Origin of the sequence: Trichocoleus desertorum AS-A10 (assembly GCF_039962155.1) — a bacterium.
Classification (GTDB): Bacteria; Cyanobacteriota; Cyanobacteriia; order FACHB-46; family FACHB-46; genus Trichocoleus.
The window spans coordinates 161,063-181,035 of record NZ_JAMPKN010000012.1; the positions used below are offsets into that span (position 1 = coordinate 161,063).

The 19,973-nt window shown below is 48.2% G+C and carries 18 protein-coding genes; 3 read left to right on the top strand and 15 right to left on the bottom strand.

The features are described 5' to 3' along the window. Positions 1-3: 3 nt before the first annotated feature. The 3 genes from NDA01_RS17115 to NDA01_RS17125 form a co-directional block, all read right to left on the bottom strand. Positions 4-975, bottom strand: coding sequence for a sodium-dependent bicarbonate transport family permease (locus NDA01_RS17115; RefSeq protein WP_190437690.1), 972 nt, complete (start codon positions 973-975; stop codon positions 4-6). A 404-nt stretch (positions 976-1,379) separates the two neighbouring features. Further along, a complete protein-coding gene (locus NDA01_RS17120; RefSeq protein ID WP_348228885.1) occupies positions 1,380-2,615 on the bottom strand; it encodes an LL-diaminopimelate aminotransferase in 1,236 nt (411 codons plus the stop codon). A gap of 123 nt (positions 2,616-2,738) precedes the next feature. Next, positions 2,739-3,560 carry a hypothetical protein gene (locus NDA01_RS17125; protein WP_348228886.1) on the bottom strand — a complete coding sequence of 274 codons (822 nt, stop codon included), beginning with the start codon at positions 3,558-3,560 and terminating at the stop codon, positions 2,739-2,741. Between the two features lie 476 nt (positions 3,561-4,036). On the opposite strand from NDA01_RS17125, the gene NDA01_RS17130 reads away from it, so the two are divergent. Continuing rightward, a complete protein-coding gene (locus tag NDA01_RS17130; protein ID WP_348228887.1) occupies positions 4,037-6,427 on the top strand; it encodes a PhoX family protein in 2,391 nt (796 codons plus the stop codon). 150 nt (positions 6,428-6,577) lie between these two features. Here NDA01_RS17130 and NDA01_RS17135 read toward each other — a convergent pair whose 3' ends face one another. The 7 genes from NDA01_RS17135 to NDA01_RS17165 form a co-directional block, all read right to left on the bottom strand. Next, positions 6,578-7,909, bottom strand: coding sequence for a nucleotide disphospho-sugar-binding domain-containing protein (locus tag NDA01_RS17135; RefSeq protein ID WP_348228888.1), 1,332 nt, complete (start codon positions 7,907-7,909; stop codon positions 6,578-6,580). 72 nt (positions 7,910-7,981) lie between these two features. After that, positions 7,982-8,722: an LmeA family phospholipid-binding protein gene (locus NDA01_RS17140; protein WP_348228889.1), complete on the bottom strand. Its 741-nt coding sequence runs from the start codon at positions 8,720-8,722 to the stop codon at positions 7,982-7,984. A 49-nt stretch (positions 8,723-8,771) separates the two neighbouring features. After that, a complete protein-coding gene (locus NDA01_RS17145; protein ID WP_190437676.1) occupies positions 8,772-9,326 on the bottom strand; it encodes a hypothetical protein in 555 nt (184 codons plus the stop codon). Positions 9,327-9,693: 367 nt separating this feature from the next. Continuing rightward, positions 9,694-10,188, bottom strand: coding sequence for a DUF4383 domain-containing protein (locus NDA01_RS17150; protein ID WP_348228890.1), 495 nt, complete (start codon positions 10,186-10,188; stop codon positions 9,694-9,696). A 157-nt stretch (positions 10,189-10,345) separates the two neighbouring features. After that, positions 10,346-11,116, bottom strand: a complete 771-nt coding sequence (locus NDA01_RS17155; RefSeq protein ID WP_348228891.1) for an SDR family NAD(P)-dependent oxidoreductase — start codon at positions 11,114-11,116, stop codon at positions 10,346-10,348. Positions 11,117-11,219: 103 nt separating this feature from the next. Further along, the gene (locus NDA01_RS17160; RefSeq protein ID WP_348228892.1) at positions 11,220-11,780 is read right to left on the bottom strand and encodes a hypothetical protein; all 561 of its coding nucleotides are present in this window, start codon (positions 11,778-11,780) and stop codon (positions 11,220-11,222) included. A 9-nt stretch (positions 11,781-11,789) separates the two neighbouring features. Continuing rightward, a complete protein-coding gene (locus tag NDA01_RS17165; RefSeq protein WP_348228893.1) occupies positions 11,790-12,359 on the bottom strand; it encodes a hypothetical protein in 570 nt (189 codons plus the stop codon). 115 nt (positions 12,360-12,474) lie between these two features. Here NDA01_RS17165 and NDA01_RS17170 point away from each other — a divergent pair, with 115 nt between their 5' ends. After that, positions 12,475-13,794 (top strand): FAD-dependent oxidoreductase, encoded by a 1,320-nt coding sequence (locus NDA01_RS17170; protein WP_348228894.1) that lies wholly within the window; start codon positions 12,475-12,477, stop codon positions 13,792-13,794. Positions 13,795-13,898: 104 nt separating this feature from the next. Here NDA01_RS17170 and NDA01_RS17175 read toward each other — a convergent pair whose 3' ends face one another. Next, positions 13,899-14,273 carry a hypothetical protein gene (locus tag NDA01_RS17175; protein ID WP_348228895.1) on the bottom strand — a complete coding sequence of 125 codons (375 nt, stop codon included), beginning with the start codon at positions 14,271-14,273 and terminating at the stop codon, positions 13,899-13,901. Between the two features lie 209 nt (positions 14,274-14,482). On the opposite strand from NDA01_RS17175, the gene NDA01_RS17180 reads away from it, so the two are divergent. Continuing rightward, positions 14,483-15,709 carry an alpha/beta hydrolase fold domain-containing protein gene (locus tag NDA01_RS17180; protein ID WP_348228896.1) on the top strand — a complete coding sequence of 409 codons (1,227 nt, stop codon included), beginning with the start codon at positions 14,483-14,485 and terminating at the stop codon, positions 15,707-15,709. A gap of 15 nt (positions 15,710-15,724) precedes the next feature. On the opposite strand, the gene NDA01_RS17185 is transcribed toward NDA01_RS17180, so the two are convergent. From NDA01_RS17185 to NDA01_RS17200, 4 genes are all read right to left on the bottom strand, one after another. Next, positions 15,725-16,705 (bottom strand): aldo/keto reductase, encoded by a 981-nt coding sequence (locus NDA01_RS17185; RefSeq protein ID WP_348228897.1) that lies wholly within the window; start codon positions 16,703-16,705, stop codon positions 15,725-15,727. Positions 16,706-16,946: 241 nt separating this feature from the next. After that, positions 16,947-18,011 (bottom strand): S-methyl-5-thioribose-1-phosphate isomerase, encoded by a 1,065-nt coding sequence (gene mtnA, locus NDA01_RS17190; protein WP_348228898.1) that lies wholly within the window; start codon positions 18,009-18,011, stop codon positions 16,947-16,949. A gap of 161 nt (positions 18,012-18,172) precedes the next feature. After that, positions 18,173-18,979 carry an ADYC domain-containing protein gene (locus NDA01_RS17195; protein WP_348228899.1) on the bottom strand — a complete coding sequence of 269 codons (807 nt, stop codon included), beginning with the start codon at positions 18,977-18,979 and terminating at the stop codon, positions 18,173-18,175. 105 nt (positions 18,980-19,084) lie between these two features. After that, positions 19,085-19,651: a pentapeptide repeat-containing protein gene (locus NDA01_RS17200; protein ID WP_348228900.1), complete on the bottom strand. Its 567-nt coding sequence runs from the start codon at positions 19,649-19,651 to the stop codon at positions 19,085-19,087. Positions 19,652-19,973: the final 322 nt, after the last annotated feature.

The following is a 19,973-nucleotide window of genomic DNA, read 5'->3' on the forward strand; positions in this document are numbered from 1 at the left end:
ATCTTATCTCCATAGCAAATCGATCCCGTACAAATACAAAGGAATGCCGAAAATGATGTTAAAGGGGAATGTCACAGCTAAAGCCGTAGAGATATATAGACTCGGATTAGCTTCTGGAACCGTTAACCTCATGGCGGCTGGCACAGCGATATAAGAGGCACTAGCGCACAACACAGAAAATAGGAGGGCATTTCCTGGAGGCATCCCAATCAGCTTGGCAATCAGCAGTCCAATTCCAGCATTAAGTATTGGGATCAGTATGGCAAATGAGATCAGAAATGGACCAGTTTTCTCTAAATCTTTAATTCTTTTGGCAGCGACTAAACCCATATCTAGCAAGAAGAAGGTCAGGACGCCATAAAACATATCCTGTGTAAAGGGAGATAAGACTTTCCAGCCATGCTCCCCCGTCAAAAAGCCAATAATCAGGCTACCAACTAGCAAGAAAACTGAACCATTCAGAAATGCTTCTCGCAAAACTTCAGGCCAAGAAAAATCACGCTCTGTCTGATCCTGAGTAAAGAGATTGACCAAGATCAATCCCACAATGATCGCTGGAGACTCCATCAGAGCTAGGGCAGCCACCATGTAGCCATCAAAGTCAATACTTAGTTGTTGTAGGAATGAGCTAGCGGTAATAAAGGTGACGGCACTAATCGAGCCGTAAGTTGCAGCGATCGCGGCAGCATTATAAGCGTCAAGCTTAATCTTCAGAATAAAGAACGTGTAGATGGGCACTAAGCACGCCATCACGATCGCTACTAGCATTGTCAGGAATACTTCCTGATTCAGACCGCTTTTAGCAAGTTCTACCCCTCCCTTAAAGCCGATTGCAAACAGCAAGTACAGTGAAAAGAGCTTGGGAATCGGTGGCGGAATCTCCAAGTCTGACTTCACAAAAACCGCTGTCATTCCCAAGAAGAAAAACAGCACTGGTGGATTCAAGATGTTAGACATAATCAGGCTTACGTCCATATCCACCCCTCCACATTGCTTAAACAGCAATCTAATACAGCTTGCTTCATGCTAGGTCGTGAAATATTCAGTACTCAGTCATCATAGTCTTGTAGAAATACTGGATGGCAAGGCAGAAAAGTTACATTTCTATGTAATTTACTGTCATTTCTGCATGTACTTCTGTATGAAACCTTGAAACTTGCTAGCCAAAGGTTTAAGCCTGCCTACGGCTTTTTCTCTTATCCTTACAACCCGTTCTTGTAACCTGTTGCGGATTGCTATCTCTGGCTAAGTTGCGGGGACTACAAGGTGGGCTGGATAGTGCCCACCTCAGTTTTTAGACTGAATGTGCCGAGTCTAATTTAGGCATCTTGCGTTGATGGATGTACGCGATCGCCTTACCTATATCTTGGCTGGATTGATTATGCCTTGAACTTCTCGGTGATGCGCTTCATGGCTTCTTCTACGTTTTCACGGCTGTTAAAGGCAGAAATGCGGAAGTAGCCTTCACCCGCAGCTCCAAAGCCTGAACCAGGAGTGCCGACGACATTGCAGGTCTGTAGCAATTTATCAAAGAAGTCCCAGCTAGAGAGATTGTTGGGCGTCTGCACCCACACATAAGGTGCATTCACACCACCGTATACCGCTAATCCTGCGGCAGTGAGTTGCTCGCGAACGATTTTGGCGTTTTCTAAGTAGAAGCTGACGAGCGCTTTAGTTTGGGCTTGGCCTGCTTCTGAGTAAACCGCTTCAGCCCCTCGCTGCACAATGTAGGATACACCATTGAACTTAGTGGATTGGCGGCGGTTCCACAGCTTCCACAGTTCTACATCCGAGCCATCGGCGGCTTTAGCCATGAGGGTCTTAGGCACCACAGTCAAGGCACAACGAGTTCCGGTAAAGCCAGCATTCTTGGAGAAGGAGCGGAATTCGATCGCGCAATCCTTGGCTCCAGGGATCTCGTAGATGGAGTGAGGAATGGTTGGATCGGTGATAAAGGCTTCGTAAGCAGCATCAAAGAAGATGATCGAGCCGTGGGCTTTGGCGTAGTCTACCCAAGCTTGGAGGTGTTCTCTGCTAGCAGTCGCGCCTGTAGGGTTGTTGGGGAAGCACAGGTAAATTAGGTCTACCTTCTGAGTGGGAATCTCAGCGGTGAAGTTATTCTCTGCGGTGACAGGGAGGTACACCAAGCCCTCAAACTCGCCTTTGTCGTTGGCTGCGCCTGTATGGCCTGCCATGACATTGGTATCGACATAGACGGGATAGACTGGGTCCGTTACTGCAATGATATTGTTGTCGCCAAAAATATCTAGGATGTTGCCTGTGTCGCACTTCGAGCCATCCGAGATAAAAATCTCATCGGCGCTGATGTCACAACCGCGAGCTTGGAAGTCGAACTGAGCAATTTTCTCCCGCAACCAAGCGTAGCCTTGCTCTGGACCGTAGCCTCGGAAGGCACTGCGATCGCCCATGTCTTCCACCGCTTGAATCATCGCGGCGCGACAAGCTTCAGGTAAGGGTTCGGTGACATCCCCAATCCCCAGTCGAATAATTTTTGCTGCTGGATTGGCCTCAGCAAAGGCATTGACTCGGCGAGCGATCTCAGGGAACAGGTAGCCTGCTTTGAGCTTGAGGTAGTTATCGTTAATCGTTGCCATGATGGATTGATACAAGTGCCGTAAACCAGCTTACTGCCAACTGTTGCGTTAGGAGCTGTTGTCGTCCGTTCTCAGCTCCTAACGCCTGCGGCAATCGATCAGGCACCAGATCAATTTTGGACTCTAGCTGTTTTTCCAACGACGCTTCATGATGGATAAGCTACCTAAAGCACCTAAGGCCACTAAACCTACGGCTGGGCTTGTTTCAGGTACATCTACCTGATCCACAAGTAACCCAGAAACGAAGTCGCCATCCCCCACATCAACGACTCCAATTCCGAGGGTGTAAGTGTCTGATTGCTCAAAGGTGTAGGAGAACTCCTGGAAGCCAGTTTCCCCAAAGAACAAGCTATGGTTAGCAAATTGAAAAGAGCTATTCAGGGTATCGGCTAAGGGAAGCAACACAGTATTTAAGTCAGATCGGCGCTGTAGAGACACGAAAGCAAAATCATTGAAATCTTCAAAAGAGCTGTTATCAACTGCCTGAGTAAACTCCTCAGTCAGGAAATTCCAGGCAAAGGTGAGCGATTGGCCTGCGTTAGCCTTGAAAGTTTGCTTAATTGCTGAGCCTTCAATAATTTCTCCGGTTGCCAGACTAGACAAAGTATTGTCGGACAAAAAAGATGAGGGTAGATTCAAAAACTCTTCCAAGTTTTCAAAGCCTGTGACAAAAGATGCGATCGCGGCATCACCCCCGATAATCTCGTTTCCTTGGGTATCAAAACCAAGTAACTCTTGATAAGCAGTAGACAAGAAAGCTTGGGATTTGCCTTCTACTGGACCACTGCCAAATTGCTCCGTCTCAATCGTTGTTTCACCAATGGTTTCCCAACCTTTAAAACCCTCTTCAAAACTACCGTTAACCACGTCTGCTTTCCCGGCTGTAGGAAAAGCCAGGCTGGTTAGAAGAACGAGCGCCGTAAAACTGAAAGTATTTTTGATCATGGGTTTTTGAATAAAATGATGCCAGCAATTTTACTTACCTCTCCTCAATAAAGGATGAATGGGTTAAAAGCTGATTAATCTTGAATTAATGCCAAGTCAAGTTTTGCCTTTATTATCAAACACCACACTTTTGGAATAGTTACAGCAAAAGTTAGTCTATCTAAAGAAATGGATATGGGTTCTTGCCGGAAGGGCCTGCTGAAGGGCGATCGCATATTAAGAAGTTATTAATAGAAATTCAAGTCCTCATTAACCCGAAGATTAACTGACCTTAATTTCTTCAAGATATGGTTTCTGAGGGGCAAATAAATGTATCAATTACAAGCGCCCAATTCGTAAAAAATACGGATTGAGTAAGCCAATGAGGGCCAGTCAATAAACCACCCAACCTTGGTTTTTGCCTGTCACAGCTCAGCTTGGATGCGAAGAATGCTTTGAGCCCAAAAGTTCCTAGTGATCCTTAAAGAGAGAGTTTCATGTCCAAGTTCACCCGCAGACAACTGCTAATTTTCTTCGGGAGCAGTGCTGGTGCTGCCGTGCTGGCTCCTACCCTCGGCAATAAACTATTTGGCACTGACACTAGTGTTGCTGAAGCAGCTCAACCTCTGAAACTAACCCCGCTACGCTTACCGCATCCTCTGCCTATCTACCAAGAGCAGCCCAGCTACCTACCGACAGGAATTAATCAAGGTCAGACTTTAAATCCAACGACTGACACCAGGCTTACTAGCTACACCGTGTTAGACGATGTGGTAGTGCCGCCAGAGTATGAGCGCTACATCATTGTGAGTTGGGGCGATCGCGTCTTCCCCAATCCAGAAGACTATTTTGGCTACAACAATGACTACACCGCCTTCATCCCTACCAACCGAAGTTTGAGTGATGGCTATCTCTGGGTTAACCACGAGTATATTTCCTTCCCCTTCTCTGGGTTGGCTCCAGAAGCGCCCGCTGATGTTCAGGCAACGCCTAGCTCTTATCCGTTAGTTGTGGGCCAAGATTTGCCTAACACCAAAAACCTGCAACTGTTCGGTGAGTTTCTGTATAACATCGGCGGTTCTGTGGTCCGGATTTCTCGTCAAAGCCGTAGCGATCGCTTTAGTGTCGTCAAAGGAGATGCCAACAACCGCCGCCTGCATGGTTTATCTGGTTTAGGAATCAACAGCCAGCGATCGGACACATACAAAGCGATCACAGCCTGGGGCACTCAGAGCTATCAGCAAGGCGATCAAAACTATCTACTCGGTACGGGACCTGCTGCCACTCAGGTCTTCAACCTCAGTACAGACGGGTTAGGAACTAAGATTATTGGTACAGGCTTCAACTGCTCTGGTGGCACTACACCTTGGGGCACGGTGCTTTCGGCGGAGGAAAACTTCCAAGGAGCGGCAGCTTTCTTTGTCGGGGTCACAGAAGCGGTACAACCCAATGGTACTCAAGCCAGCTACACTCCAGGCACCACGGGCGAGGCCTTTGGCTTAGTGGGTGAGAAATATGGCTGGATGGTAGAAGTAGATCCAGCAAATCCTGATTTCCGTCCCCGCAAGCACACGGCGCTGGGTCGCTTCCGCCACGAAAACATTGCGATGCGAGTGGAAGCGGGCAAGCAATTAGTGGGTTACATGGGCGACGATCGCCGAGGTGGCCATACTTATAAGTTTGTCAGCAGTGGCCGAGTCACGTCTCCTAACGACAAAAATAACAGTCGCCTGTTTGAAGATGGCACTTTGTATGTGGCCCGCTACAACTCGAATGGCACTGGAGAATGGATTCCGCTGCTGCTGAATGCACCAACCAACCCCATTTCTCCCTCTGTGCTCGCCTCGGTTGAGATTGCGGCTTTGGGCACTGCTACCAGAAATGGTCGTTTACCGCTACCCAAGCGCAGTGGCATTGCGGGACAAACCAGCAGTGGAGGTTCGCTCAACGTTGAAACAACCAACGAAGCGACATTCTTGCCTGACTACCGGAACAAGAAGTTATCAGACTTCTACACCAGTCAAGGAGCGGTTTTGGTGGATGCCTTCTTAGCCGCCAACTTGATCGGAGCGACTCCCACAGCCCGCCCCGAAGACATCGAAGTTCACCCCCGCACCAAAGAAGTCTTCATCGCTTATACCGACGGGGCTCCAGGTGGGGATGGCTATCCGGATTCCCGCATCTTTGTCGTCTCCAAATACAGCCCTGACGTTAGAGACGACCAACCTTCCGGCGAACTGTTCAAGATTATAGAGAACAGCGCTGATGGCACGGGCACCTCTTTCCGCTGGGAGCGCTTAGCCAAGGGGGGAGAAGCAGGCACCGAGAATGGTGATGGCTTTGCCAATGTGGATAACCTTGCCTTTGACAGTCAAGGGAATGTCTGGGGTGTCACCGATATGTCTACAGCCGCTCACAATGGTTTTGATGTAGGGGCAGCCGCAAATCCACTCCTGATCGAGCATAGCGTGGTGGGGGCAACCGCACCGAGCCAAACCGACTCCAACAAAAATGTCCAGACTTCTAATTTGATTGGTGTGTTTGGCAACAACTGGCTCTTCTTCATTCCCATGAGCGGCCCAGATGCTGGAACAGTGGTGCCCTTCGCCTACGGTCCTTTCCGCTGTGAAATGACAGGACCCACTTTTGTGGGAGATACCTTAATTCTTTCGGTACAGCATCCTGGGGAAGATTGTCCGTTTAGCCCTCAAGTACCTCTCAGCCGGGATATTGAGATGCTGAATTTGGACGGTACTCTGTTCACTCAACGGCGATCGCTGTTACGGGGAAGCAACTGGCCCAGCAATATCCAGGGAAATCCCGAAGGCCCACCCAAGCCCGCAGTGATCGGCATTAGACGGAAGCAGTCGAATGGCCGCTTTGTTTAAACAACATCATGGCTAGTCTCTGTTTTCTGCGTTTTCTGTAGAGTGCCAAGAAGTTTTGGAGCTGTAGGTAGAATGCTGGCAAGCGATTGAACGTTTACCAGCATTTTCTTTTAGTCTCTGGAGGCGGTCTCTATCCATAACCACAGCAATCTACTTTTCTGACAACGTTGCTTGGGCACTGGGTAGAACATTCGCAGGTACACGAGATGCCACTTCAGATAAATCTCGCACCTGAGATTTCACAGCGTGCTCGATAATCTCAGCCGCTCTGTGCACACCTCCTGAGTCACGGATAGACTGTTGAACTCTAGCAGCATTCTGGGCATAGGACTCTTTGGTGAGAACTCGTTGGATGGCTTTTCTTAGACGTTTTACCCTCAAACGCTTCAACGGCAATACTTCTCCAACTCCTGTTTCGCGGATTCTCGCTCCTGTTCCGGGTTGCTCGAAAGTGATGGGAATCGCCACTAAAGGCGCACCATGAGTGAGAGAATCAAGAACTGTGTTGAGACCACCATGAGTAATCGTTAAGCTAGCTCTGGCTAATACTTCTACCTGCGGCACATACTCCATCACCAAAGGAGAACCAGGGAAACTCTGGATATCTTCTGCACTGATGCCACCTCCATGGGCAATTAAGAGTTGCACATCTAAGCCTTCACAAGCCGCCGCGATCGCCCGAAACAGGGCAGCTTTAGTGTTCTGGATGCTTCCTAATGAGGCATAAATTAGTGGCTGTCCCGTCAACTGCTCAAACGGAAAATTAACGCCACAGGGAGACGGATTGCGAAAAGGCCCAGTGTAGTGGAAGTCTATGGGTAAATTGGGGCAAGGAAAATCAAAGGCCGCAGGCTGTTGGCTAACATGAGCCAAGCGAGTTGAGGTGGAATATAAGCCCTGATAAGGTGGCAAATTCCACTGCTGGCGGTAGTGGTTGATGGTATCGAGAATTGGTTGGCAGTTGCGGTCTAGCATGTAGTAGGCGACTTGATTACGAAGCTTGGCCCACAAAGCTTTTCGGTAGCGCCAAGGCGTAAAAAAAGGAGGTACATCTGCTCGTCGATGAATTGCTTGACCACAGGAAACAGTCACAAAAGGGAGATGCAAGCCTTCTGCTACCGTTTCTCCGGCTGGTTCTAACTGGTCGATTAGCAAAGCCTCAATGCCTAATTCAGCGATCGCCCCTGGCGCATCCCGACAAATAATCTCCGTCACCTGTTGGCAAAAATCCACAGAGTAGTTAAGCGCCTCCATTTCACTCAACTGCCCCAATTGCTGAAACGTTTTGGCTAACGATCCAGGTTGATAAGTAGATTCTCCAAGCGGGTAAAACTCCAGCCCTTCCGAGCGAACTTTGAGAGCAACATCCGGGATTTGCAGCAATGTCACTCGATGCCCCCGACTTTGTAGCTCTCGACCCAGGGCTGCTTGGGGGTTCAAGTGCCCCGGATAGGGCGGACAAATAATACCAAAGTGAGTCATAGCAGGGATGCAGGCGGATTAGAAGGAGGTTACAAGATAAAGCTTTAATCTAAGGATAGAGGGAGGCAAATCTTATGTAGACTGAAATTGATCGATGGAAGCGATCGCTTCCCAGCTTAACTTGCCAGTGACCACCTCCAGTTGCTGAATTTGCACAGACATACCTTGATGCTTAAATTCAGGCAAACTGAGGAGGTCACTAATTTGAGCCACTAAAGCCGTCGTGATTTCAGCCAAAGAGCCTGGATGATCCACAGGTGATAGATTTTGCAGCACAATCGCTTGCCCATCGTTGCCAATCTCAGGTGTCGCTGTAAAAGACATAGACGGCAGTGATGGATCTGGTGTATTCAAGCCCACGTTAAAAGCCAGATGGCCATCACTCAGCAAATAACATTTCACTTGCTGAATTGAGTGATCTCCTGCCTGAGTTTTAGTCAGCTGGGGCAGCGATGGCAACTGCTTCCGCACCGAGGCAGAATTCAGAGCTTGGGTGAGACTAGCTTCGTTAACGACTACGCGAATCGTGCCATCAGCCGGATGCATCAGCTTAATTTTGCCGAACATTGCACTGAAAGGCTTAACTGCTACTCGATTGATCTGGAGGTAAAATTCCTCCAGACGTAAGCTAGATTGCATCAATAAACCCTGGATCTTAATGGCGATCGAATCAACTTGCCCTTGAGCTAGTTTGCTCACATCGGTTTTGATCTGGACATCCACTTCTTCGGCATCCTTAATCATGCTAGCGATCGCCATAGTCGCCATCTTATTGAGGGTTTGTTCGCCAAACTTAGCTGAATCTGATGTCACGATTACTGAGCCTCGTGTGCGATTAGCCTAGGAACACCCAAAGCATAACTCAAGCATTTGCTGCTGCGTAGATGCCCCAATCTTGAATACTCTTCTGACTGAGGACATCTGCTGCCTGCTGAATCTCGGCATCACTCCCTTCGATTAGCACCACATAATCACCTCGCAACAAGCGATCGCTGTAGATCTCAGCTTGCTCTTTAGCAATTCCTGACGCAGCCATCGCTTGCACTACGCTATTTGCTGAAGCGGCATTAATCCCAGCACCTGCGACGCTAGCCACCAGAGAAGCCGCTAAGGTACCTGCAGCCAATACGGCACCAACTCCAGGGATGCTGAGGCTGGTCAGACCCAATAACACTGTAGCGGCAGCCCCACCATAGGCCAAGTTAGAAGCAGTGGCGTTTCCCGCTCCGACTTCTTGATCGCCAACCTGACTTTGCATATGAGCGCCACTCACTTCTTGGCTTTCGTCTGCGTTCTTAGCAATCACAGACACTTGATTCATCGGAAAACCAGTAGCTTGCAACTCATGGAGCGCAGTTTCGACCGCTGAACGAGTAGAAAAAGCTCCTAGGGCACGTTTTTGTTGATTATCAGTCATACTTCCTTCCATCACTTTCTTTATCTGCAAAGTTGGCTACAGCGCAACGCTTGCAGAATTGTTAATAGCCCCTACATTGTTATGATTCCGCTGAGGCAACTCATCAATCCAGAGATGTAGCCTACGCTGCAAAGACAAATTTTCCAAAGAATTTATTGCCTCAAATCGCCCCAATTCCTTCTTTCGATGAAGCATAGAAAATCTCTCCCACAAACTTATTGTCGGGGAGAGCGGAGGGAGAGAAAAGTTAAAAAGAAGAGTTGATTAAGTCAACTGAAATAAAATCAAAAGCTTTATGCTGAAAACTCTACAAGATAGCGATCGCACCTATTACCTATCTTGTATTTATTTCGCGCTTATCTCATACCTACGCTTTAGGTGCAGAAGTGATCTGCTCTTGAACTTTGAGGGGCTTAATGAAACCAAAATAAGCGGCAGCCAATCCAGTCAGAGCATTGAACCAAACGTTGTTACCAAAGATAGGCATGAGGCCAAAAGTGGTATTAGTCGCTGGCAGCAAGCCCATAATGGCAATCAGAATATAAGCGATCGCAAACCCTTGGTTAAACACCAATGATCCAGAGAAACTGGTGGCAGCAGCCAAACCTAAAACACCGACCGCAATATGAACCGCGTTATGCAGGAAGTTAGTAGGAAACAGACCAAAGACGTTGCCATACCCATCTGGGAAAGACAAGTCGGGAACATGGAGCGGTGCATCCCCCGCCACCACTGGCATAGCAATCAAGCCGGGGATAAATCCAGCAATGCCAACGGCTAAAAAGACTACACCAAGAATCATGGCAAAAAGTCGTTCGGCACCGTCAAGGCGCTGAAGTAAGTTAGAGGTGTTCGTTTGCATAGTGAAACCTTTGTTAGCAGCTACTTCTATGCAGCGTAGTGGCGATCGCTAGCCCTAACTTCCACTACAGGCAGAGACAAGATTCTATCTAGAGAATTGTTCACTCGTAAAACCTGGTTGTAATGCTGAATACGCCAAGCCTGGTTTTACCAAGCTTTTACCAAGGCAAGCGGCTACCATCCCAGGAGAAAAACTCGCCGCTGTCTTTAGGCTCTAGATTTTCCATCACAGCCAACAACTGAGCAACAGTGCGCTCTACTGAAAACAGTTTTTCGGGCGACACATTCCGCTGAAATGGTTTGGAGAGGCGAGTATCAGTGGTGCCAGGATGCAGCGTCACTACAATCGTATTGGGGCTTTTGCGCTTATATTCGATCGCGACAGTCCGCATCAACATATTCAAGGCGGCTTTAGAGGCCCGATAGCCATACCAGCCGCCCAATTGGTTATCCCCAATGCTGCCAATTTTGGCGGAGATCGTGGCAAAGACATTTCTCTCGCTATGAGCGAACAAAGGCGATAGATGCTTAGCCAGAAGCACCGCTCCAATACTGTTGATCTGAAAGTAGCGCATTAAATGATCGGAATTAATTTGGCGCAAGCTCTTTTCCGGCTGCAAATCCCCCTCATGCAAAATGCCGACACAGTTGATCACCAAATGTAGTTTGTCTACTTGGCCTCTAATGCGATCGCTACATTCGGCAATTTGAACTTCATCTGTAATGTCTAGCGGGAGACAAACTAACCGCTCAGGCTGCTCGCGTTCTAGCGCCAATAGTTCATTTGCAGACTTCGGTTGACGATAGGTGGCGTAGATTTTGGCAACGCGATCGTCCTGTAACAACTTCTGCACAAACCCTAAACCAATACCTCCATTTGCACCCACAATCAAGGCGTTGGCATTTTGTATCTCAGCAAAAACAGGCATAAGACCAGCAACTCAACCGTTAGCAGCCTACCATTAGCAGAGCGATCGCCACACTACTTGTTCATACTCAATCTGGGGGCTAAATCTTAGTAGTTTTCACCTGTTAAGGTTTGACAAACTGCTTAACTGTGGCTGTTAGTTTTTTCAATTGGACAACCGTTTCATCAAGCCTTGCTTCTAAAACAGCAATCTCTCGCCTTTGCAGAGATACAACTTCTTCTAGCTGAGCAACCCGCTGTTCTAGGAGCTTATCCCTATTGTCTACACCCTTGTTGAAGGCTGCTACAACATGCTGCCAACCACGCTGTTTGACTGAAACCCCATGAACGTCTTTAAGATGTTTAGTTGCTGCTTGATAACTGCCGAAGCGAGATTTAAGTAATTCTATTGTCCAGTAAGTTGAATTTTCTAATTGATGTGCATCTAGGGGAGTAAAAGTGGATGGCAAAGCTTGGTGAGGTTCTGATAATACTTGGTTTGTCTGTGCACTAGTTGTCTCTAATTCCGCTTTAGCATAAGCGTAACCAGTCCGAAGTCCTGCTTCCGCCACAGTCAAGGTATTGTCTGCTAATTCTTGACCTAGCTCTTGCATTTTATGAATGCCACGCTTGATCTCACTCAGTTGCTTAGTCGTGGCCTTAAGGGAATTTGTTAATTTACCCATTTTGGATTTCTAATCTTCCCTTAATGCACGATTAATATTAGCAGGCGTTTCTTTGGTCCAATCTTCAATAGGTTCTGGACTTACCTTTTTAACCGTTAAAGTTTTGATATCCGTATTGAGAAGTCGTTGGGCCGCAGTTAGCAAGCGATTCAAGCGTTGCCAAAAGGAAAAAACTCCATTATCTTCTTTTACTTCTTCATATATGGATTCAAAGTCTTCTAGTAATTTAGTCGTTGCGCTCATTTGTAGCGTGAGATTATCGACTTGTTCAGTTAGCTCATCACCCCAGCTTTCTAGTTGCTTACGAACATCCAAGCTATGAGTTAAAGCTTGCTGAAGTTGTTGCTTTTCCTTCTGAACTTTTTCTAAAGTAACACTCAGTTGTTTGAGTGATTGGTTGATTGTTGTAAGGCTATTTTTTGCCTCGGTTTGACGGCGTACTAGCTGCCCTCGGCTTGCAACTAAACTTTTATAAGAGTTGCGGATGTCTTGGTAGGCTGTTTCTATCTGTTCACGGTTAAGTTGAGCTGTATGAAGCGGAAACTCACTAACACTTCTGTACTCCTTGTAATTTGCCATTTTTTCCCTAAGCTCACGCGACCTCAGCTCTAAGGTGGCACATAGCTATAAGCTCCGCAACCGGGTGGTCTTCGTACAATCTAAAGAAATAAATTGATAGGACTGAGATAAATAAATGGTAAAGAAGGTTGTAATTGTCGGAGCTGGGCCGAGCGGGATTCTGTTGGCTCATTATCTGTTGCGACGGCAGGAAGCTTATCAGATTGAAATTTACGATCGCCGTCCTGACCCCCGCAGCGTCTCCTTTGAAAAAGCTCGCACCTACCCCCTGACCCTTAACGCCAGAGGCCTCCATGCTTTAAGGCAGGTTCCAGGGTTGGAAGATAGCGTCAGAGCCCAAGGGACTGCAATTTGGGGAACAGTGGTGCATGGTAGAAAAGGGAAAATGCGAACGTTATCTCGCCAGAAACCACTCTTTGCCCTCGATCGCACCCAATTAGTCATCACCTTATTAGAAAAGCTCACCGAAACAGACCAGAGCGATCGCCTCACTCTCCACTTCAACTGTAAATGTATTGCCGCAGATTTTGAGCGGCAGAGCATTACCTTTGAAAGCATTACTGAAAACAGCGTGACAGAGGAGTTGAGGGCTGATTATGACCTGCTGATTGGAGCTGATGGAGCGCACTCTGTAATCAGAAATCACTTTTTGCCCACAGAGGGATTTACGCTTGAAGCCCAGTATGTGCCTACCGACTACAAAACTCTCTTTTCATTACGACGAAATGAGTCCGCAGGACTAGATCTCAAACCAGAACATATCCATAGTTGGCGATTGGAGGATGGCACCACAGTTCTAGCGGTTCCTACTAGTAAGGCGATCGCCAGTGGCGTCATTACTTTTTCCCGCAACAACAATTCGTTTGTGAAGCTGAACACTACTACTCAAGTTTTAGAGTTTTTCCATCAGAATTTCCCTGATTTAAGCCCACTCATTACTGATGCCGAAGCGGAAGCATTGCTCAATCGTCCTGTTTCCCAAGTGCTCACCATCCGTTGCAGTCATTATCACTATGGCAACAGCGTGTTACTGATTGGCGATGCCGCTCACGCCGTTTCCCCCTCCTTGGGTCAGGGAGGCAATGCTGCTTTCGAGGATGTAGAAGTATTGGATCGTCTATTAGATGAATATTCTGACGACTTAAACTTAGTGTTACAAGAGTTTAGTACGCGACGCCAACCCGATGCTCATGCTTTGGTAGAACTGTCTGATAGTCCATTTCCGCTATCTAAATCCTTATTTCTGGAACTCATAGTGAGACAGAAATTGGGCAAGGTGCTGCATCAACTATTGCCGCAGCATTTTCCAGCTTCCCTGTTTGAGTTGTTGTCTGACACTACGGTTCCCTACGCGGAGATCTTGTCGTCCTACCGTCGCTGGATAGCTAAAGTGAAACGATCCAATCAGAAGTTTTTAGCACAGCAAAGTCAATAGATTTCTGATGCTGAAAACAACTAGAAGAAGCGATCGCACAATCTCTATTAATCAGGCGATCGCTTGTAGCTCCAGCAAAAAACCACTGCTAGGAAAAATTGCAACTACTGCTCCGTTAACTGATACTGCACCTTAAACCGTTGCTCACGATCGCTACCAACGTCATCCAAGAACACCGTTGAGTTTTTTTCTGAGGGACGCGATCGCTCTACAATTACCACTGTTCGATCTTGCACTTTGAAACCTGGTGCAGAGGGACGTACAGAATTGGAATTGCCACGTAACTCCAGATTCACTTGAGACTTAGGCGCTTTAAAGTCATTCAGGCTGCGAGTTTGTACGCCTTGAAGAGATTGACTGGACAATGTCACACTACCGGGCAGTACCGCTGGTGAGTTAGCGGTTTGAGCCTGACCTGCAACCGCCCCAACCAGCACTCCAAGCCCTGCGCCAAAAAAAGCAAGCATGGTAGAACGCATGTAGTTTCCCTCAAGATTTAGTGTTTAAGTAGTGTTTAAGTATTGTTATCAGTCATATGGTTTTTACGTACTTTCCTTATAAACGAAAGCGAATTCATTGCAACCTATTCCTCTAGATAGAGGTTGGCGCAAAATAGAGAAAGTTTGAAGCAAAGTCGAAATATTCTGCCCTAAGTATGATGATCCCCTGACAAAACAGGTAATTTTGGATGCCGTCCGTTTTACGAACTCTTTACTCCTGTTTCGCCTTATTCCTCAGTAGCGTCACCTTGTTTCTGAGCGCTTGGATTGTCGTGCCTGCGCCAACCCTAGCTCTGCTACCTTTAGGAGTAGCGACGCCAGAGCTGAGCCCTTGGTTGCTCGGGTTTAATGCGATCGCTTGCCTGCTGGCATCTCTAGGGATGCGGCGGAGTTGGCTCCAACGCTTAGCTGTGTTGCTGGGCTTGGTGGGGTTGGGGCTGAGTATGCTACCCCTATTGCAGCTACCCCTTGCAGCGCAACGAAACAATGATGAGCTGCAAGTAAATTTTGGGCCGAGCTATGAGCAGGTGAGCCAGCAATTAGACCAACAGGCCGCCCAAAGTACCAAGGGAGATCTAGAGAGACCGCGATCGCAACCTTTTATTTTGCAGCAGGTTTTTACTGGAATTCCAGCCAGTCCGGTGCGCTATGCCCCCAACATCCCTTTTGCCAAACCGGACGGCGTACAGCTCAGCATGGATGTTTACCGACCGCCCCAGGTGGGTCGCTATCCAGCCTTAGTGGTGATTTATGGGGGAGCTTGGCGAGGGGGAAGCCCATTAGCCAATGCTGTTTTCAGCCGTTACATGGCCGCCAGAGGTTACACGGTTTTCGCGATCGACTACCGCCATGCACCTCAGCATCAGTTCCCATCCCAACTAGAGGATGTCCGCACCGCTTTAGCTTTTGTGCGCGAACATGCCAATGAATATGAAGCAAATGGCGATCGCATGGCTTTACTGGGTCGCTCCGCTGGTGGGCACTTGGCGATGCTAGCAGCCTACCAACCCGACGCTCTGCCGATTCGAGCGGTAGTCAGCTACTACGGCCCTTTCAACTTGACAGCAGGTTACGCCGATCCGCCTGAACCTGACCCAATCGATGTCCGGGCAGTTTTAAGAGCTTTCTTGGGCGGCACCCCAACTGAGAAATCAGCCCTGTATCGCCAGGCTTCCCCCGCCACCTATGTCACTCGACCTTTGCCTCCCACATTACTCGTCCATGGTCGGCGCGATCATCTGGTGGAAGTCAAATTTGCCCAGGGCATGTACCAACGATTACGGTCTGTGGGCAGCCCCGTAGCCTTGCTGGAGCTGCCCTGGGCCGAGCACAGCTTTGATGAAGTCTTTCAAGGGCTGGGGAGCCAGGTGACTCTCTATTATGTCGAGCGGTTTTTGGCTTGGGCCTTACGCTAGCTTCAGCGATTCGAGCTAGCGATTGACTGTACTCATATCCGGATAGCGATCGCCCACCGCAAACCCTTTTGGGGCCACCTCATCAATCCGGGCCAACTCCTCTGCTGTTAACGTGACATCCACCGCTGCCACATTTTCCTCCAAATATTGCCGCCGTTTGGTTCCAGGGATGGGCACAATGTCCTGACCTTGAGCCAGCAACCAAGCCAGAGCCAACTGACAGGGCGTCACCTGTTTCTCTGCCGCAATCTGTTGTACTCGCTCCACCAGTTGCAGGTTTTTGTTGAAGTTTTCTCCTTGGAGGCGGGGCGAATATCGTCGATAGTCATCTGGAGCCAAATCATCTAAGCTCTTGATCTGTCCTGAAAGAAAGCCGCGACCGAGCGGGCTATAGGCCACAAACCCAATTCCTAACTCTCGCACGGTTGGTAAAATCTCATCTTCTGGGTCACGACTCCAGAGCGAATATTCCGTCTGCAACGCACTGATCGGATGCACCGCTTGCGCCCGCCGAATCGTGGCAGGAGCCGCCTCTGACATGCCTAAATAGCGTACTTTTCCCTGCTGCACCAACTCCGCCAGCGCCCCAATCGTTTCTTCAATGGGTATAGTTGGGTCTACCCGGTGCTGGTAGTAGAGATCGATATAATCAACGCCGAGCCTTTGCAGAGAAGCATCACAGCACTGCCGCACATATTCTGGCTTGCCATTCACACCAAGGAATTTTCCATCCTGACTGCGTTCATTACCAAACTTAGTCGCTAAAATTACCTGATCTCGACGGTCCGCGATCGCTCGTCCCACCAACTTCTCATTGGTAAACGGCCCATACATATCCGCTGTATCTAAAAACGTCACCCCCAGTTCCAAAGCTCGGTGAATCGTCGCGATCGACTCCGCCTCATCCCCCGCGCCATAGAACTCAGACATGCCCATACAGCCCAAGCCGATCGCAGAAACCGTCAAACCTTGACTACCCAGTTGTCGAGTTTGCATTCGTGATCTCCCATGTCAACAACTGCCAACCATTGGAACACCTGAGCAGAGAACAGCACCCTTCTTAAGACTGAAATGTTCTAAATTGATCAAAATCACCCCTCCCAAACCCTCCCCGATGCGGAGAAGGCTTTGAAAACGGCGGCTAAAGGCAAACTTTTGGAGGGGGTCTGAGGGACGCAACCGTCCCGCAGCGGGGGTTTGGGGGCGAGTGCCCCCAAGGGTTTGGTTCCTTAAGTAGTTAAACTGCTTGTTTTTCGTGCAACTGAGGCTTCAACTCACTTGGAGCAAATGCCCCAAACTCAGTCACGATCGCCGTAATCAACTCCGCAGGAGTCACATCAAACGCCGGATTGTAGAACTCCACACCTGGCGAACAAATCCGAGTGTCACCCACCTGATAAATCTCTACCGGATCGCGCTCCTCAATAGGAATCCCACTACCATCCGACAAAGAAAAGTCAATGGTGGATAAGGGTGCAGCGACAAAGAAAGGAATATTGTGGGCTTTCGCAGCGATCGCCACACTGTAAGTCCCAATCTTGTTTGCCGCATCTCCATTCGCTGCAATGCGATCGGCCCCAACCACAACCGCGTGAATCAGGCCCTGCTTCATGCAGTGCGCCGCCATTCCATCCGAAATCAGCGTCACTGGGATACCTTCTTGCACACATTCCCAAGCCGTTAGCTTCGCTCCTTGTAGCCGAGGCCGAGTTTCATCCGCGTAGACTCGCTCTAATCGTCCATCTCGCCAAGCCGAGCGCACCACACCCAAAGCCGTCCCATAGCCCGCAGTTGCCAAAGCTCCCGCGTTGCAGTGAGTCAAAATCCGCAGCTTTTCTGGGCTTGTGGGTAGTGCCTTTACCCCATAATCGCCGATCGCCTGACAGGTTTGGATATCATCTGCATTGATTTGCTTCGCTGTTTCTAGCAGCGTTTCCTTCAGATATTCCACAGGTCCAATCGTCTGCCGTGCTGTCTTCAGCATCCGCGCGATTGCCCAGAACAAATTCACCGCAGTCGGGCGAGTTTCTCGCAACTCCTGAGCCACTGTTTCTAGTTGAGTCAAAAATTGATCGCGATCGCTGGTCTGAATCGCTCGTGCCCCCAAGTACACACCGTAGGCCGCTGCTACCCCGATCGCCGGAGCCCCCCGCACGATCATGGTTTTAATCGCCCGCGCCATGTCTTCATAGCGGCTAATTTCTACAACGATATATTCGTTGGGCAAACGGGTTTGGTCAATCAGCAAGACTCGGTCTTCTTGCCAAACAACGGGATATACCTGAGCAACGGTAGACAACATAAATATTTCAGCAGATTAAAAAACGTCAACAATGCGATCGCGCCACTATAAAACGTTACCAGACTCTCCTTTGTCAGCAACATATTTGATATTAGTCTTCTCAAAAGAAACTAAGGCACCCGCAAAAGGTGCCCCTACAAATCAATGCTTACAATCGCTATTTATAATCGCTGTGATTTTTGTATTGCTGAGTCGTTGAATAACAGAGCGTCAGGAAAGTGACGTTGGGCGCGTTCTGCTGAGGTGCAGTGATTGCCTCTTGCCGCCAATCGGGTAGGGCAAACTCGCTTTACATAAGCTAACGCCTCTGGCCACCTGACTTGGTTGATACAGTGTGCCCCATTTACGCCCCAAGCGGCCTCAAACCGCATTTCTGGTACAACATCCGGTTTTTGAATGCGTAGGCGATCGTAGAGATTGATTGGAGTGCCATCTTTAGTATGGGCCACACCATCCCCACAATAATCCGCTCGTACCATCCGCACACAAGCAGAATGATAATCTCGTAGCGATCGCCCTTTAACGTTTTGCCAAGGCTTGTAGCCGAATCGCATGCACTTGGCTAAAGCTCCATTGGTACAGCTAAATGTCACTAATTTCTTGTTGGGGCGATAGTTGCCTCGGCTATCCCAAGAACCCTGCAACACCACTGCTTTAGCCACTCCTTTTGCATCTGGTTCACAGAGGTTCTGCCAGTTCTGTTGTTTATCCTGATAAAAAACAGTGTAGAGATATGTTTTTTTCTCTGGATCAAGTGGATCAACTTCGCTATTTCGCACTTGAAACTTCTGTTGACGACCTTGATCATCAAACCCTACAATTTCAGTGGTTTGAAGCTCTATTTTGGTCAGAGGTGCCTTATCTTTTTCACTAGGATGAAAGGTAGGTCTCGCGATCGCAATGCTGCTCCAAGCAAACAAAAACGCCAAACCCAGCAACAGCGATCGCAACATTGGCCGAATACGCATGCATTACCTTCTTCTCAAGCAATCCCAACAATCTCACTTCTTCACCGAGATGGAACCGTGAAACATTGTTCCATCCCGATTAGGTGATTTAGATAGCAACCTTGTTTACTTAACGCCTACCAAACGGCCCTCTTCAACTTGAATCTCCGTGAACTCAGGACTTGATAAGACCATGCCTGTTTCTGAAGACGCTGCCACTGCTGCGTTCTGATTTTCTTCACCATTCACGTTACGCCCATTTAAGTTGGCACCATTCAGGTTGCTGCCATTCAAGTTGCTACCGTTCAGATTACTCCCATTGAGATTACTACCATTTACTGATGTCCCATTCATTCTCACTCCATTAACGCTAATCCCATTGAGCGTTACTCCATTCAGGTTGCTGCCATTTAACTGAGTTCCGTTAAAGGCAAGGCCATTCACGGCAAGACCAGCGTTTGCATTTGAGGAGAAGGCTGTAACACTCAGAGCAGTAAGCGCGACAATAGCTAGGAAGCGTGAATTCACCGTTAATAACCTCTTGATGATGTAGCAAAGATGCCTACAAAAGGAAAAACTCAAATTCCAGTCAAAAAATGATGACATTTGCAGTTTTTCAAGAATCAGCTCAACGCTCCATCCTGCAAGGTATTTGTTATTGGCTTTTACCTTATAACCGCTCAAATGCCACAATTTATCTACTCAAAAGTACAAGGGAATATGTTTTAGAGCCTATGTTTTCCGGATGAGAGTACTAGTGGCAGTTCCACCCTTATGGGGGAAGGAGATCGGGCGATCGCTTGGATAAGATAAAAACAATAAAGCGATATCCCAAAGCGCATTAAACTTTATAGCAAACTGCCTCCCAGCCTTTATTATGGGAGGCTTATAATTTTTAAACCCTAGGACGTGTTTTAAAACCCTAACCTAGAATGGAAATAACCGTATTTCAAAGATACCTAATAGACATTGGTCGCACGCAATCCAATCTCGCGAAAAGACTTAACCAATCAAC

Bases quoted from the DNA above. Each gene is read 5' to 3' on its own strand.
- NDA01_RS17195 (WP_348228899.1), bottom strand. From the start codon at position 18,979: ATGCGTATTCGGCCAATGTTGCGATCGCTGTTGCTGGGTTTGGCGTTT.
- NDA01_RS17135 (WP_348228888.1), bottom strand. From the start codon at position 7,909: ATGACTCACTTTGGTATTATTTGTCCGCCCTATCCGGGGCACTTGAAC.
- NDA01_RS17120 (WP_348228885.1), bottom strand. From the start codon at position 2,615: ATGGCAACGATTAACGATAACTACCTCAAGCTCAAAGCAGGCTACCTG.
- NDA01_RS17180 (WP_348228896.1), top strand. From the start codon at position 14,483: ATGCCGTCCGTTTTACGAACTCTTTACTCCTGTTTCGCCTTATTCCTC.
- NDA01_RS17150 (WP_348228890.1), bottom strand. From the start codon at position 10,188: ATGCAAACGAACACCTCTAACTTACTTCAGCGCCTTGACGGTGCCGAA.
- NDA01_RS17175 (WP_348228895.1), bottom strand. From the start codon at position 14,273: ATGCGTTCTACCATGCTTGCTTTTTTTGGCGCAGGGCTTGGAGTGCTG.
- NDA01_RS17125 (WP_348228886.1), bottom strand. From the start codon at position 3,560: ATGATCAAAAATACTTTCAGTTTTACGGCGCTCGTTCTTCTAACCAGC.
- mtnA (WP_348228898.1), bottom strand. From the start codon at position 18,011: ATGTTGTCTACCGTTGCTCAGGTATATCCCGTTGTTTGGCAAGAAGAC.
- NDA01_RS17185 (WP_348228897.1), bottom strand. From the start codon at position 16,705: ATGCAAACTCGACAACTGGGTAGTCAAGGTTTGACGGTTTCTGCGATC.
- NDA01_RS17145 (WP_190437676.1), bottom strand. From the start codon at position 9,326: ATGACTGATAATCAACAAAAACGTGCCCTAGGAGCTTTTTCTACTCGT.
- NDA01_RS17115 (WP_190437690.1), bottom strand. From the start codon at position 975: ATGGACGTAAGCCTGATTATGTCTAACATCTTGAATCCACCAGTGCTG.
- NDA01_RS17155 (WP_348228891.1), bottom strand. From the start codon at position 11,116: ATGCCTGTTTTTGCTGAGATACAAAATGCCAACGCCTTGATTGTGGGT.
- NDA01_RS17165 (WP_348228893.1), bottom strand. From the start codon at position 12,359: ATGGCAAATTACAAGGAGTACAGAAGTGTTAGTGAGTTTCCGCTTCAT.
- NDA01_RS17170 (WP_348228894.1), top strand. From the start codon at position 12,475: ATGGTAAAGAAGGTTGTAATTGTCGGAGCTGGGCCGAGCGGGATTCTG.
- NDA01_RS17160 (WP_348228892.1), bottom strand. From the start codon at position 11,780: ATGGGTAAATTAACAAATTCCCTTAAGGCCACGACTAAGCAACTGAGT.
- NDA01_RS17130 (WP_348228887.1), top strand. From the start codon at position 4,037: ATGTCCAAGTTCACCCGCAGACAACTGCTAATTTTCTTCGGGAGCAGT.